General features: G+C 67.7%; 13 protein-coding genes. 7 read left to right on the forward strand and 6 right to left on the reverse strand.

Annotated elements, in window-relative coordinates:
• Positions 1-19: 19 nt before the first annotated feature.
• The 3 genes from ABV518_RS14975 to ABV518_RS14985 form a co-directional block, all read right to left on the reverse strand.
• Entirely contained in the window at positions 20-1,273 is a 1,254-nt protein-coding gene (locus ABV518_RS14975) for an RNA polymerase sigma factor (RefSeq protein WP_367768048.1), read from the reverse strand.
• 20 nt (positions 1,274-1,293) lie between these two features.
• Positions 1,294-1,713, reverse strand: coding sequence for a YciI family protein (locus ABV518_RS14980; RefSeq protein WP_310166003.1), 420 nt, complete (start codon positions 1,711-1,713; stop codon positions 1,294-1,296).
• Positions 1,714-1,814: 101 nt separating this feature from the next.
• Positions 1,815-2,504 (reverse strand): PAS and ANTAR domain-containing protein, encoded by a 690-nt coding sequence (locus ABV518_RS14985; RefSeq protein WP_367768049.1) that lies wholly within the window; start codon positions 2,502-2,504, stop codon positions 1,815-1,817.
• Positions 2,505-2,864: 360 nt separating this feature from the next.
• Here ABV518_RS14985 and ABV518_RS14990 point away from each other — a divergent pair, with 360 nt between their 5' ends.
• From ABV518_RS14990 to ABV518_RS15005, 4 genes are all read left to right on the forward strand, one after another.
• The gene (locus ABV518_RS14990) at positions 2,865-3,476 is read left to right on the forward strand and encodes a DUF305 domain-containing protein (RefSeq protein ID WP_367768051.1); all 612 of its coding nucleotides are present in this window, start codon (positions 2,865-2,867) and stop codon (positions 3,474-3,476) included.
• 213 nt (positions 3,477-3,689) lie between these two features.
• Positions 3,690-4,334: a low molecular weight phosphatase family protein gene (locus tag ABV518_RS14995; RefSeq protein WP_367768053.1), complete on the forward strand. Its 645-nt coding sequence runs from the start codon at positions 3,690-3,692 to the stop codon at positions 4,332-4,334.
• 99 nt (positions 4,335-4,433) lie between these two features.
• On the forward strand, positions 4,434-5,561 hold the full coding sequence (locus ABV518_RS15000; protein ID WP_367768054.1) for an LCP family protein: 1,128 nt from the start codon (positions 4,434-4,436) through the stop codon (positions 5,559-5,561).
• Positions 5,562-5,579: 18 nt separating this feature from the next.
• Positions 5,580-6,707, forward strand: a complete 1,128-nt coding sequence (locus ABV518_RS15005; RefSeq protein WP_367768056.1) for an LCP family protein — start codon at positions 5,580-5,582, stop codon at positions 6,705-6,707.
• A 90-nt stretch (positions 6,708-6,797) separates the two neighbouring features.
• Here ABV518_RS15005 and ABV518_RS15010 read toward each other — a convergent pair whose 3' ends face one another.
• Together ABV518_RS15010 and ABV518_RS15015 are read right to left on the reverse strand one after the other, a co-directional pair.
• The gene (locus tag ABV518_RS15010; RefSeq protein ID WP_367768057.1) at positions 6,798-7,217 is read right to left on the reverse strand and encodes a hypothetical protein; all 420 of its coding nucleotides are present in this window, start codon (positions 7,215-7,217) and stop codon (positions 6,798-6,800) included.
• A 78-nt stretch (positions 7,218-7,295) separates the two neighbouring features.
• Positions 7,296-9,845 (reverse strand): AMP-binding protein, encoded by a 2,550-nt coding sequence (locus ABV518_RS15015; protein WP_367768059.1) that lies wholly within the window; start codon positions 9,843-9,845, stop codon positions 7,296-7,298.
• A 300-nt stretch (positions 9,846-10,145) separates the two neighbouring features.
• Here ABV518_RS15015 and ABV518_RS15020 point away from each other — a divergent pair, with 300 nt between their 5' ends.
• Complete coding sequence (locus tag ABV518_RS15020; RefSeq protein WP_367768295.1) at positions 10,146-10,910, forward strand: histidine phosphatase family protein; 765 nt, start codon at positions 10,146-10,148, stop codon at positions 10,908-10,910.
• Complete coding sequence (locus tag ABV518_RS15025) at positions 10,885-11,907, forward strand: NAD(P)H-hydrate dehydratase (RefSeq protein WP_367768061.1); 1,023 nt, start codon at positions 10,885-10,887, stop codon at positions 11,905-11,907. The genes ABV518_RS15020 and ABV518_RS15025 overlap by 26 nt, the downstream gene beginning before the upstream one ends.
• A 277-nt stretch (positions 11,908-12,184) precedes the next feature.
• On the opposite strand, the gene ABV518_RS15030 is transcribed toward ABV518_RS15025, so the two are convergent.
• Positions 12,185-12,382, reverse strand: a complete 198-nt coding sequence (locus tag ABV518_RS15030) for a hypothetical protein (protein ID WP_367768063.1) — start codon at positions 12,380-12,382, stop codon at positions 12,185-12,187.
• Positions 12,383-12,661: 279 nt separating this feature from the next.
• On the opposite strand from ABV518_RS15030, the gene ABV518_RS15035 reads away from it, so the two are divergent.
• Positions 12,662-14,890, forward strand: a complete 2,229-nt coding sequence (locus tag ABV518_RS15035; RefSeq protein WP_367768065.1) for a S9 family peptidase — start codon at positions 12,662-12,664, stop codon at positions 14,888-14,890.
• Positions 14,891-14,925: the final 35 nt, after the last annotated feature.

Raw genomic sequence — 14,925 nt, forward strand, 5'->3', positions numbered from 1 at the left:
GGCCTGCCCCCGGTGGTTTCTACTGTCCCGCGCGGAGGGCGCCGATTTTGCGTTCGAGCGCCGCCCGTTCCGCCGCGTTCCCGCACAACTCCAGGGCCTCCTGGAGGGCGGCCCGCGCCTCGTCCCCGCGGCCCAGCCGGGTGAGAAGCTCGCCTCGCACGGACGGAAGCAGGTGCGTCCCGCCCAGTTCGCCGCGGGCCGCGATCGCGTCCACCAGCACCAGAGCGTCGGACGGGCCGGAAGCCATGGCCACCGCCACCGCCCGGTTGAGTTCAATGACGGGCGACGGCGTCAGCCGGCCGAGTGCCTCATACAGGCCAACGATCCGGGGCCAGTCCGTCCCGGCAACCGACCCCGCCACCGCATGGCACTCGGCGATGGAGGCCTGTAGCCCGTAGGCACCCAGCCCGCGGCCGCCGTCGGCCTTTGCAAGCGCGGCGCGTCCCCGCCGGATCGCGGACCGGTCCCACAGCCGCCGGTCCTGGTCCTCGAGGAGGACCGGCTGGCCGGACGCGTCCACGCGGGCCGGGAAGCGGGCGGCGGTCAGTTCCATCAGCGCGAGCAGCCCGAAAACCTCCGGCTGCGGATCGAGCCGGACCAGCGTGCGGCCCAGCCGCTGCGCCTCGGCGGCGAGGTCACGGCGGATCCACGAGTCGCCGCCGGACGCGAAGGACCCCTCGGTGAAGATCAAGTAGACCGCCTGCAGCACGGAGCCCAGCCGTTCGGCCCGCTCCTTCGGCTCCGGCACCGCGAACGGGACCTTGGCGGCGGCGAGGGTTTTCTTGGCACGGGTGATGCGCGCCTGGATGGTTGCCACCGGGACCAGGAACGCCTTAGCGATGGCCTCGCTCCCCAAACCGCCCACCACCCTGAGCGTCAACGCGATCCGGGCCTCCTTGGACAGCACCGGATGGCAGGAGATGAACATCAGGGCCAGCACGTCGTCGTCGACCGCTTCCGGGTCGAACAGCGCATCCGGCCCCGGAACCTCCGGCTCCAGGTCCCGGGCGAGCAGGGCGTAGCGCTCATCCCCGGCCGCCCGCCGTCGGAACGCATCGATGGCACGACGGCGGCCGGTGGTCAGCAGCCAGCCCGTCGGTTCAGCGGGGACGCCGTTGACGGACCAGGACACGAGTGCCTCGGCGAGAGCCTCCTGCGCCAGGTCCTCGGCGAGGGCGAAATCGCCGGTAAAGCGGGCGAGGGCGCCGACGATGCGGGCGGCTTCCATCCGCCACACAGTTTCGACGGCGGCCCTCGCCGCGTTGGATGCCACCGTGCCTCAGGGCTGCCGGTTCAGAGCTGCCCGGTCTGCTCGCGCCAGGCGCGTTCCTTCTGGATCCATTCGTTGTCCTGCGGGAACTCGTCGATGGTGGGCACCCTGCGGATCTCGGTCTTGCTGCCCTCGGTCATCGGTGCGCGCTTGGCCCACTCGATGGCTTCCTCCTTCGAGGCGACATCCAGGAGGTAGAAGCCATTGAACAGCTCCTTCGTTTCCCCGTACGGCCCGTCGGTGACCACCGGCTGCTCCCCGGTGAAGTCCACCACGACACCCTCCTTGGGGTCATCCAGGCCTTCGGCTGCCAGCAGGACGCCGGCCCGGATGAGTTCGTCGTTGAACTTGCCCATGGCGGTCAGTGCCTCGGTGAAGTCGACGTCCGTGAACTTCGCGAGGGACTCGTCGGTTGCCCGCATGATCAGCATGTACTTGGCCATTGTGGTTCTCTCCTTGGATTCGGAAGGTCGCCCTTCGACCTTCTCACCCATAGGTCGAACGGCGCCACGGCAGATCGACACAACAGAAGAAAAACTTTTACCTAGCTGCGGGAGTCCCGCCGGTGGCGCCTGGGCTTGCCGTCCAAAAGGTCATGGACAGCCGCATCCAGGCGGTCCTGGCCGTCGTGGCCCTTGGAGGTTTCGGGATCGTCCGCAAGGGCAACAAGCTCTGCGGCCACAAGGGCCAACTTCATGTTTGTGCGGCTGCTAAGGCTGATCAGCAGCCTGAACGCCTCGTCGGAGCCTACGCGGAGCCTGCCCATCACCAGTCCCCGCGCCTGGTCGATGACGCTGCGGGTGGAGGTGGCTCTTTCCACCGCCTCACGTGCCGCCACTTCGGTTTCCCGCTGGAGCGTGGCTGTCAGGTCCACCGTCATGCCGTCGATCGCCGTCACCGCCCCCGACGCATCAACGGCTCCCTCACCGGAGGTCAGGACCTGGTGGACGCGGCCGTTGGCATCGATGATCCGGTGGTAGATGGAGAAATGACCGCCATGGCGGCAGACCTCCCCGATGATCTCCTGGGCCCGCGGTTTGTCGTCCGGATGCTTGTGGGCGAGGATCAGCTCAATGGTGGGCACTACCTCGCCGCGCTCGTAGCCATGCAGTTTATATAGCCCGTCGGACCAGGCCACCGTGCCGTTAACCAGGTCGATGTGGTACGTCCCGGCCGGGCAATCCCGCGCACCGAGGGCACTCGAATAGGTGTAGGGGCCACTCACGTCAGTCATTCGGGCACCTCCGGGCATTCTGTAGGCCGCCTCCCCCGGGCGGTCATCCCATTATGGCAAGGAAACCCGCATATAAGACGTTTGTATCGCAAAGGTGACCTCCCGCCGTCGCACGCTCTCTCACTACCTGCAGGTTTCGGGACGATCCTCTCTCACTACCTGCAGGTTTCGCGGCGATCCTCTCTCACTACCTGCAGGTTTCCCGGCGACCCTCTATCACCCACCTTGATCCAAATACCCTATAGGGGTATATTTCCGAGTGTTGTCAGTGAAGTGGTATGTCCCGGCCGGCGCCCCGCGCGGCCATCACAGCCGTTCAACCCCAGCGCCCGTTGGACTCGTCGATGAATGGATACTGACATGAACTCCCAGAACCTGGCCCTCGCGGCCGTCTTTGCCGCAGGCCTCTCGCTGGCCGGATGCGCCGCCGGGACCGAGCCGTCCCACGGCATGGACCACGGCAGCTCCAGCCCGATGTCCAGCATGGCGCCGGACGCTTCGGCGGACCATAACGCCGAGGACATCATGTTCTCGCAGATGATGATTCCCCACCATGCCCAGGCTGTGGAGATGAGCGACATTATGCTGGCGAAGGCGGACATCCCACCCGCCGTGACCGCCCTCGCCACCCGGATCAAGGCCGCACAGGCCCCCGAAATAGAGCAGATGACCGGCTGGCTCAAGGACTGGAACCAGCCCACCGGGATGATGACGGGCCATTCCATGCCCGGCGGCGGCATGTCCGGCATGGTCAGCGCCGAGGACCTTAACAAGCTCAAGGCAGCGCAGAGTAGTGAGGCGGCCAAGCTCTTCCTCACGCAAATGATCGCCCACCATGAAGGCGCCATTGCGATGGCCCAGAAGGAGGTCGACGGCGGGAAGTCCAGCGCAACCATCGCCCTCGCCAAGGCAATCATCACCGCGCAGCAGGCCGAGATCGAGGAAATGAAGCAACTGCTCGCCGCGCCCTAAGCGCCTGAGCCGCCCGCCGCCGTCGGACGCTTTATCCCGGCTCCGGGAAAGTGATAGAGCGTCGCCCGATTTCCTGCATCAAGTGAGAGAGCGTGCGGCAAAAACGTGCAGAAAGTGAGAGAGCGTTTCGACGGCGGCAGCCGCACCTTCACGTGTTAAGTTGAAATGTGCGGACCGACCGGTCCGGCGCGCCGGCTGGAAAGAGTATCCCTTTTGCAACTCCCCGAACCTGCCCCCGCCCAAGTCAGAATCCTGACCGTCTGCACGGGCAACATCTGCCGCTCCCCCGTGGCCGAACGGCTCCTGCAGGCCGGCCTGGACCAGGCGGTTCCGGGCGGTTTTGTGGTCACCAGCGCCGGCACCCGGGCCCTGGTGGGCGAGCCCATCCAGCCGCCGTCCGCGGACATCGTGCGCACGTTCGGCGGCAACGCGGAGGGTTTCGCCGCGCGCCAGCTGACCAGCAAGATCCTGCGCGGCGTGGACCTGGTGCTCACCATGACGTCGGGCCACCGCGGCGAGGTGCTGCAGCTGGACGCGTCCCTCCTGAAGCGCACCTTCACCATCCGCGAGTTCGCCCGGATGCTCGACGTGCTGGATGATCGCGCCGCTGCACCGGGAGCAACGGAAGAAGCAGCGCACGACGGCGGCGACCGGCTGGCCGCGAACGCCGCCTTCTGGCGCGGGCTGCCGGCGAGGGCTGCAGCTGTGCGGCACCTGTCCCTGCCGGCGGATTCATCCGAGAACGACATCATCGACCCGTACCGCCGTGGCCTGGAGGTCTACCACCAGATGGAGGACGAACTGGCCCCGGCGATCGTCTCCATCCTGCGCCACGCACGGCTGAACGCGCCCGCCTGACCGGGCTGCCGCCGTCGTACTTTTCGCTGCGGCTTATTGTGCGGCTTTTCTGCGGATTCCCCCGATGTAACGCCGGAACGCCGGTGCTAATTTTCGGAAATGGGCACCCTGTCCGCGCATCCGAGCTTCGCACATCCCGGTCAAACTGCATCTAAGACTGCACGCCGGCGTCGCCCGTTCCGGGCTGTCCTGCTGGTGCTGCTGGCGCTGGTGATCCTCATTCCCGCGTCCGCCGGAGCCTACCTTTTCAACCTCGGCCGGATCTTCGACTCGGAGACCACCAAGATCGAAAACGCCTTCCCCGATGAAGCCACCCGCCCGCAGCCGTCCGTCCCGGGCGGAGCGGCCGGCGTCGCTCCCGGGGCCGGCCCTGCGGCGGCGGGGACCCCTGCGTCGGACTCCGGCCGGTCGCTGAACATCCTGGTGATGGGCAGCGACAGCCGCGGCGCCACCACCGAGGAAGCCACCTCCGGCGCGGGATCGAACCAGCGCGCGGACACCCTGATGCTGGTCCACATCCCCGCCGACCGCAGCAAGATCTACTCCATCTCCCTGATGCGCGACCTCTGGGTGGGGATCCCGGACCACGGCCACGCCAAGATCAACGCGGCCCTGGCGTTCGGCGGCGTCCCACTGATGGTGCAGACCGTTGAATCCATCTTCGGCCAGCGCATCGACCACATAGCCATGATCGACTTCGAAGGATTCGTGGGAATGACCGATGCCCTGGGCGGGGTGCAGGTGGACATCCCGGCGCCGTTTGTCTCCTACCACGACCGGATCGCCTTCCCCGCGGGCCCCAACACCCTGGACGGGAAGCACTCCCTGGAGTTCGTCCGCGAGCGCTACGCCTTCGCCGACGGCGACTACCAGCGCGTCCGCAACCAGCAGGCCTTCGTCAAGGCGCTGCTGGCCAAGAACCTCAGCGCGGACACACTCCTGAACCCTCTGAAGGTCCACAACGTGGTCAGCGCCATGGCCCCGTTCATCAGTGTCGACGGCGGCCTGGACGCCGCCACGATCGCCGGCCTCGCCGTGGAACTCAAGGACGTCCGCCCCCGCGACATGGTGACGTTCACGCTCCCCACCCGGGGCACCGGGACCTCCACCGACGGCCAGTCGATTGTGCTCACCGATCCCGTTGCCATCGATGCCCTCTCCGCCGCCATGGCCACCGACACGCTGGGCGACTATGTAGCCGCCAACGGCCTGGAGGGCGGAAACTGATGCCATGGAGGCACGACGATGAGCACCCCATCCGGTTCCGACCCCAGAGGTCCTGAACCTTCCGTTCCCGCTGCACCGCATCCGGCGCAACTGCCATGGACAGAACGACGCCGGGTCCTGATTGCCGCCGTCCTGGCAGTCGTGCTGGTGGTGGGGGTGGTCATCGCCGTCTTCAGCTTCAACCGCACCGGCTCGGAATCCGCGGCACCCGTGGTGACGGAGACTGCCACGCCCAGCGAGACCGCAACCCCGACGCCTACCGAAACTCCCGCCCCGGCGCCTGCTGCTCCCGCGCCACCCGAGCCCATCCCGGACCTCGCACCCGGCGCCATGAACGTCCTGATCATCGGCAGCGACAGCCGCGCCAACGCCCGCGACCAGCAAAACCACACGCTGGCTACGGGCGAATCCTCAGACCACCGCTCGGACACGCTCATGGTGGTCCACGTCCCGCCGGACCGCCGGACCGTCCAGGTCGTCTCCATCATGCGGGACATGTGGGTGGACATCCCCGGCTACGGCGGCGCCAAAGTCAACACCGGCCTGCAGGTCGGCGGCATACCCCTGACGGTGCGGACCGTGGAGTCGCTGCTCGGCCTTCACATCGACCACACCATGATGCTGGATTTCGGCGGCTTCAAGGCCCTGATTGATGCCCTCGGCGGCATCGATGTCGCTGTCCCCGTGCCGTTCCAGGCCACCTTCGAGACCCACCATGTCTTCACCCCGGGGCTGAACCACCTGGACGGACAGGCGTCGCTCGAGTTCGTCCGCGAGCGCTATGCCTTCGTCGACGGCGACTACCAGCGGGTCCGCAACCAGCAGACGTTCATCCGGGCATTGCTGGCGAAGCTGACCAGCGGCGGCGCCTTGAACGACCCCAACGTGGTCCGGAGCCTCGTGGCTCTTTCCGGCCCATGGCTCACTGTCGACCAGGGCTTCGACGCCATGACAGTGGCGATCCTCGCCTACGGGATGCGCGGCATCGACTACAACGCCAGCACCTTTGTGACACTGCCGACGGCCGGAGTGGGCACCGTCGCCGGCGCATCAGTGGTGCTCCCCGACTACGGCGGGATAGCCGGCGTCGCCGCTGCCCTGAGGGACGGACGGCTGGCCGAATACGCCGCTGCCAACGGACTCTGACCCTCTGGCCGCGGGGACCTGACCGCGCTCTGACGCTGTGACCGCGCTCTGGCCCCCTGGCCGCGGGGACCGAGCAGGCCTTTCAGCCCGCTACGCCGGGCGCTGCAGCCTGGACGCCCGGGTAACGGGTTCCTCGGCTTGGGCCATTTCGTCAGCCTTGAGCATCAGCGGGACCGCGAAGGTCACCACGAGGCGGGCATCGGCGTCGTCGGTGGACCTGATGGTCAGGCTCCGGGTGCCGAACGGCACGGAGGGGGTGAACACCTGCAGGTTCCGGGAGCCGACGTTCGCGGAGTCCTGGAAAGTGTAAACAGTGCCCCGGTGGTCCTCGATGGCAATGCCCGGCACCGGTTTCCCGACGGCGGACTCCACATGGATGTTGACCACCAGGCACGTGCTCCACACTTCCACGGACAGGACCGTGTACTCCGCGGACCCTGTTAAATGCAGGCCGAAGGTGGGTGGCAGGAGCATCTGCCGGAGGGTGCCTTTCGGAATAAGGTTGCGCATCTTGGTCCCCAATTTGATAAGAGTGCTTACAATTACCGCGCATTACTGACGCAGTGTCAAGGGTTCTCAGATGACAGTTCAGTATCGTTTAAACCGGCCCATCAGGCGCGCCCAAACAGCCCAGTACGCCACGCCGACCGCCAGTGACAGGGCCACGGCCAGGACCGGATGGTTGTCCTTCAGATCGGGGAAAACCACCCAGTGTGTGACGTACACATACAGCGAAGCGCTGGCCAGCACGCCCACCACACGGTGGAGGACGGCGGGCAGCGGAAGTGCCGGCACCCAGGCGAGCAGGAGGATTCCGGCGAGGATCGTGGCCTCCCGCCACGGGTCGCCGAAGTAGCCCGGAAGGGCGACGGCGGCAATTACGGACAGTGCCAGCCGCTGCGGAATGCTGCGTGCCCGGGCAAAGGCCCAGCCCAGCGCAAAGAGCCACAGGACCGGCCGCGTGTGCAGGATGTCGAAACCGAGCAGGCCGTATCGCGCCAGCAGCCCCGCACCGATCAGCGCCACGGGGAACGCCAACGGGAACCGGCGTTCGGTCCTGTGCACCCAGGGGATGGCCAGCAGCGCCATCATGCCCAGCAGCACGTACACCAGCACTTCCACGAACCAGAAGTGCCAGGCATCGGTCCAGCCCGCCGGCCCGATCATTGTGTTGAGCAGCACCAGGTTGAGCGGCGTGTAGTGGAACTTGTCCGTCAGGAGCATCACCGCCCCGATGAACACCACGGTTGGCACCACGATCCGCGCCACGCTGGCCAGCTGGCGCCGCAGCCTCGGCAGCCTCTCGCCGCCCAGTTGGAAGCGGGCGAAGTTGTAGCCGGCCAGGGCCATCAGCACGTGGGCGGTCCCGGGCCAGCGGATCAGGTCCACGTGCGTGCTGATGATGACGACGATGGCCACGGCGCGCAGCACGATGCTGGTTTCCAGCGGTGCGAAGATCCGCCAGCGGCTGCGGCGCGGCCGGGCCCGGGACTGCAGGTCCCGGACCGGGGTGACGTGCCAGTCCGGCGCCAGGTGCCCGAGAGCCTTCTCCAGCCGGACGGACGCTGCCACGTAGGAGAGCGAGTCGCCGCCGAGCGAAACGAATGTGTCGCCGTCGGAAATGTCCTCGATCTCCAGCGTCTCGGCGAAGATCCGGCGCACATCCTCCGGTACTGCCGGCGTCGTGGGCACCGCCCCACCGGCGGGTCCGGCGGCGGCTGGAGTAGGACCGGATTCGCCGAGTGCCAGGACGGCCGGGTAGTCGGTCTTGCCCGTGCCCAGCCGGGGCAGTTCTTCGACGGCGTGCACCTCCACCGCAGCGCGCGGCAGCCCGAGGTCCTGAGCGAGCATCTTGGCCAGGAGCCGGGTGTCATGGCTACCCTCGACGGCGGCCACGAGCTTCCGGTCTGTCCCGGCGCAGGCCGCCTGCAGGCCCATCCCGTGAAGCATCTTCTCCACCTGGCCGAGGTCGATGCGAAGGCCCACGATCTTCACGAAGCGGCTCCGCCGGCCCACCACCTCGTACAGTCCGGCGGCGTTTTGGCGCGCGAGGTCACCGGTGCGCAGCTCGGTGACAGTGCGCCCGGCCGCAAAGTCGGCAGGGGTCTCCGCGTAGCCGAGCATCACGTTGGGTCCGGTGTAGACGAGTTCGCCGTCGTCGAGTCCGGGGACCGGTTCGATCCGGAAGCTCCCGCCGGGGACGGGCACGCCGATGGCGCCGGGGTGGGCGGCGGCCAGGTGCGGCGGCAGGTAGGCCATCCGTGCCGTGGCCTCGGTCTGCCCGTACATCACGAACAGCTCCCAGCCGTGGCTTCGGCCGTGCTCGGCGTAACGGGCCACGGTCCCGGGATCCAGCCTGCCGCCGGCCTGGGTGACGTAGCGCAGGTCCGGCAGGTCCATGTCCGTGAAGCCCACCCGGTCTAGAAGTTCGAAGGTGTACGGCACGGCGGCGAAGGATGTGGCCTGGCGGTTGCGGAACAGCTGCCAGAAGCAGGGGTCCACCACCGACAGGTCCGTGAGCACAATCCCGGCGCCGCGGAGCAGGTGGCTGTTGATCACCGACAGCCCGTAGCAGTAGGACATCGGCAGCGTGGTGGCGGCCCGGTCGGCCGCGCTGATGTCCAGGTACGTGGCGATGGCCTCGGCGTTGGACTGGACGTTCTCCCGCGAGAGCCGGACCAGCTTGGGTGATCCGGTAGAGCCGGACGTGCTGAGCAGGAGGGCCAGGTCCGGGTGGAATGTGTGGCTCGTGACTGGCCGCACCTCCTCGAGGGAAGGCTCCCCCCAGACGTCCGCCGCGGCCCCGGCGGCCCATGCCGTCCCGGGTCTGACGATGACGTCCGGGTCGTAGGCAGCGACGAGCGATGCCACCGCGGCGTCGTTTCCGGCCGGCGCGAGGATCAGCGGGTGCCCGGACGCGAGGGCGGCAAGGTAGGCCACCAGCGAGCCGACGCTGTTGTCCGCCGCCAGCACCACCAGGCGGCGGGCCGTGCCGAGGCGGTCGGCAAACGCGGCCACGCGGCCGGCGAGGTCCTGGTAGGACAGGACGCTGCCGCCGGTCAGGATGGCGGGCCGGTCTCCATGGCGCGCGAGGTCGGCGGCAAGGGCCACCCCGGCGAGTTCTAGGGAGGGAGTCACCGCGTAACTGTAAAGGCGAGCCTTACCTAACAACAACTCGATTAAAGGGCCGCACGTCCGTTCATGACGCCGCGTCACACCAGCATCAGTTAACCCGGCCCATGCCGGGCGTTCATCCGTGGTGTTCTCCAAGGCGCTGACCCCGGAACGGTGACCGCGGTGCACTGACCGCCAGAGCCGCCGTCGGACGTTATTCCGCACCAATAGTGGGTACGCCGCTAGTGATGTCCCTTGCTTTCCGCATCCGGCGGTCAGCGTGCGGCACAGGGCGGAGGGTGATGTGCGGTGGACAACAGTGGAATGACGCAGGCGGTGCGGGAGCCCGGCGCGGTGGAGCTCATCCTGGTCCGTCACGGCGAGAGCCAGGGCAACGTCGCGGCGACCCTGGCCGACCAGGCGGGCACCGACATCATTGAGGTGCCGGCCCGGGACGCCGACGTCGGGCTCTCCGCCACCGGCCAGGACCAGGCACTGGCGCTGGGCAGGGCGCTGTCGGCCGTCGCTGAGGAGCTCCGTGCCGACGCCGTGGTGGCCTCTCCCTACGTCCGCGCCCGGCAGACGGCGGAGATCGCCGTGGAAACCGCGGGTTGGCCCGTCAAAGTGCGCACGGATGAGCGGCTCCGGGACCGTGAGCTCGGCATCCTGGACATGCTCACCCGGCGCGGCGTGGACAAGTGGCACCCGGACGAAGCCGAACGTCGGCTCTGGCTGGGCAAGTTCTACTACCGGCCGCCCGGCGGCGAATCCTGGGCGGACGTCGTGCTGCGGCTGCGTTCGGTCCTGGGCGAACTGAACAGCCTGGGCAGCGGGCACCGGGTGATGCTGGTCTGCCACGATGCCGTGGTCCTGCTGGTCCGGTACATCCTGGAAGGCATGAGCGAGGCCGAAATCCTGGACCTCGCCGCGGGCACTTCGGTCCTGAACGCGTCCATCACCCGCTATGTGCGACCCGACGGGCAGGGCCCGTGGACGCTGGAGAGCTTCAACGTGGCTGACCACCTGACGGCCCAGGGCGTCGAAGTCACCGAACACGCCGGAGATGCCAGTGTCCACCCGCGCCGGTAAGGGGCCGCGCGGCGGTTCGGGCGGGCAGGCTTCGGGCGGGCAGGCTTCGCCGGCCGGTCCGCCGGTGGACGGTTCCCGGGCGACGCCGGTCACGCCGTCGCTGCTCCGCTCCTGGCCGCTGCCATCGGCAGGTGAGGACAAGTATTCGCGCGGCGCAGTGATGGTGATCGGCGGCGCCCGAACTACCCCCGGCGCCGCCATGCTGGCCGGCACCGCGGCACTCCGGGCGGGGGCCGGAAGGCTGACCCTGGCAGTGGCCGAGTCGGTGGCCATGCACTTGGCGGTGTCCCTCCCGGAAGCCGGCGTGACCGGGCTTCCGGAAACGACGGCCGGATCCGTACTGGGATCCGGGCTGGAGCCCATCCTGCCCGAACTTGGCAGTGCCGACGCCATCCTGATCGGCCCGGGGCTGGACGACATCGATCTCACCGAGAAACTCCTGAGTGCCCTGCTGGAGCTCGATTCCGACGGAGTGACCGGCCGGGGGTCAGTGACAGGAGACGCGACCATCATCCTGGACGCCTACGCCCTGGGCTGCCTGCCCAGGGTTGAGGATTCGCTGGATCCCTGGCGGGGCCGGCTCATTCTGACACCCAACCCCCAAGAGGCAGGGATTCTGCTGGGCAAGGAGATTGACCAGCTCGAGTCCGCGGTGGCAGCCATTGCTGCGCGGTACCAGGCCGTGGTCAGCTGCCAGGGTTTTGTGGCCCGGCCTTCAGCCGAGGCGTCGGACGGCGAGGCCTCGGGCGGTCCCGACCGGTGGGAAATCACCACCGGTTACGGCGGGCTGGGGACCTCCGGCAGCGGGGACGTCCTGGCCGGTGCCATCGCTGGGCTCCGCGCCCGGGGTACCAGTGACGCCCAGGCAGCCTGTTGGGGCAGCCACCTTCACGCGGCTGCGGCGGACCGGCTTGCCAGCAGGCTGGGTCCGTTGGGCTTCCTGGCCCGCGAACTGGCCGACGAGTTGCCGGCGCTGATGCTCGAGCTCGCCACCTGAGCACCCCGCCCGCCCGCCCACGCACCCTAAGCCCACCGCCCTCTAAGCGCGAACGTACTGTTTGGGCCCTCGTGCGGACGTGGGGATGGCCCCCGGCTAAGCCGGGGGCCATCGTATCGGAGGGGATCACCGCAACTGCCGATGCGCTATTTGGCGCTGTGGCGTTCCTTAGTGGCAAACCGCCCTAGAAGGCAGATATACAACGCGTTCGGATCCTCCCGGTACTGCCGTTTTAGCACTGGTTGGAAACCGAATACAAGGGGTTCCGGCGGGTAACTTAGCTCCGGGTGGGATCGGGGCGCAGCGGCTCGGGCCCCGGGTCTGGCACCGGCAGGGGTCCGGGTGGTTCCGGCATCGGCACCGGGCTCGGCCTGGCAGGGCCCGGGTGTCCCGGGATGGTGGGATCGGGGTTCATGGGATCGGGGCCGGGTTCCGGCGGGAACGGCTCGGGTTCGTGCACTGGCGGGATGGTCATTGAACTTCCCCTTTCAGGCGTGGTCCTGCGCGGCTGGTTGCCTTTGCGTGATCAGGATACGCCCGCCGCCCTCCCGACGCTCTGCACTTTCGGTCTGGTTTTGGCAAACGCCCATTACCTGCGGAACCAATGCGCGGCCCGGCGGTCCACCGCAGGAAGTGATAGAGCATCGCCCCGAAACCTGCAGCAAGTGAGAGAGCGTCTGAGCCGGGAGGGGTGAATCTCCCCCGGTAGCGAACGGCCCGCCCCATTGCCCGCGGGGGTCTATATATTGAAGGAATGACCCAGACTCCGCTGCAGGATTCCGCAACTTCTTCCCTCACGCCGCCGGTCGCCAGGAAGGTGCCGCACGAGCGGACGCACCACGGCGACACCTTCGTGGACAACTACGAGTGGCTGCGCGAGAAGGAATCCCCCGAGGTGGTGGAGCACCTCAAGGCCGAGAACGCCTACCAGGAGGCCGTCACCGCGCACCAGGAGCCGTTGCGTGAGGCCATCTTCCAGGAAATCAAGGGCCGGACGCAGGAGACAGACTTGTCTGTCCCGAACCGCAAGGACGGCTGGTGGTACTTCAGCCGCTCGGTTGAGGGCAAGGAGTACGGCATCCAGTGCCGGGTACGGGCCCAGGACACCGGCAACCCCGTGGCCGACTGGACTCCTCCGGCGGTGGAGGCCGGCGTCGGCATCCCCGGCGAGGAAGTGCTGCTGGACGGCAACATCGAAGCCGAGGGTAAGCCGTTCTTCTCCGTGGGCGGCTCGGCCGTGACGGTGGACGGGAACCTCTACGCCTACGCCGTGGACAACTCCGGCGACGAACGCTTTACCCTCCGGATCAAGGACCTGCGCACCGGCGAGCTCCTGCCGGACGTCATCGAGAACATCTTCTACGGCGTCAGCTTCTCCCCCGACGGCACCCGCATTTTCTACACCGTGGTGGACGATTCGTGGCGCCCGTACCAGGTCAAGTCCCATGTCCTGGGTACGCCCGTCACCGACGATGAGGTGATTTACCAGGAGGACGACGTAGCCATGTGGCTGGGCTTTGAGCTCTCCTCGGACAGGCGTTACCTTGTGCTGGGCATCGGCTGCTCCGAGTACAGCGAAACCCGCCTGCTGCGCTTTGATGATCCGACGGCGGCACTCACCACCGTAATTTCGCGCGACGAGCGCGTGCTCTACGAGGCGGAGCCGTTCCTGCTCACCGGCGCTGACGGCGAAAAGCACGAGCGTATCGTCATCACGCACAACCGGAACGCCGTGAACTCCATGGTTTCCCTGATCGACCCGGCCGAGCTCGCCAAGCCGCTGGCCGAGCAGCACTGGAGCACCGTCGTCGAACATTCCGACGACGTCCGCGTCAACGGCGCCGGGGTCACCTCCACGCACCTGATCGTGTCAATCCGCAAGGACACCATCGAACGGGTCCAGGTGATGGGCCTGGCAGGGCTGGGGACGCCCGCGCAGGAGCCCCCGGTGGAGCCCGCGTTCGACGAGGAGCTGTACACGGCCGGCGTCGGCGGGTCCGACTACGAGGCCCCCGTGATCCGCCTGGGCTACACCTCCTACTTCACGCCGTCCCGGGTGTACGACTTCGTCCTGCCAACCCCGGCTCAGCCCGCCGGCGAACTGCTGCTGCGCAAGGAAAGCCCGGTCCTCGGCGGCTACGACGGCAGCGACTACGTGGCCACCCGTGAATGGGCGACGGCGGCGGACGGCACCCGCATTCCGCTGTCAGTGCTGCGGCACAAGTCGGTCAAACAGGATTCGACGGCGGCCGGCCTGGTGTACGGGTACGGCTCCTATGAGCTGAGCATGGATCCGGGGTTCGGCATCGCGCGGCTGTCACTGCTGGACCGCGGTGTGGTGTTCGTGATTGCGCACATCCGCGGCGGCGGCGAGCTGGGCAGGCACTGGTACGAAGACGGCAAGAAACTCACCAAAAAGAACACCTTCACCGACTTTGTGGACGCCACGGACTGGCTGGCCACCTCCGGCTGGGTGGATCCGTCCCGGATCGCGGCCCTGGGCGGCTCGGCGGGCGGGCTGCTGATGGGTGCCGTGGCCAACCTGGCGCCGGAGAAGTACGCCGCGGTGGTGGCGCAGGTGCCGTTCGTGGACGCCCTCACCACCATCCTGGATCCGGAGCTTCCGCTGTCCGCGCTGGAGTGGGAGGAGTGGGGCAATCCGATCACGGACCCCGAGGTCTACGCCTACATGAAGTCTTACTCGCCCTATGAGAATGTGCACGAGGTGGCCTATCCCAAGGTTGCTGCGGTGACCTCCTTCAACGACACCCGCGTCCTCTACGTGGAGCCGGCCAAGTGGGTCCAGGAGCTGCGCAACAAGACCACCGGTGACCAGCCGATTCTCATGAAGATCGAGATGGACGGCGGCCACGGCGGCGCCTCCGGGCGGTACGTCCAGTGGCGTGAACGCGCGTGGGACTACGCGTTCATCGCCGATTCCCTCGGCGCCACGGAACTCCTTCCGGGGGCCGGCCCGCGGTAACACGCTCGGCGTGGGGGCCGGGTGGTACCCAAAAA

The organism is Arthrobacter sp. HS15c, from assembly GCF_040812005.1.
Lineage (GTDB): Bacteria > Actinomycetota > Actinomycetes > Actinomycetales > Micrococcaceae > Arthrobacter.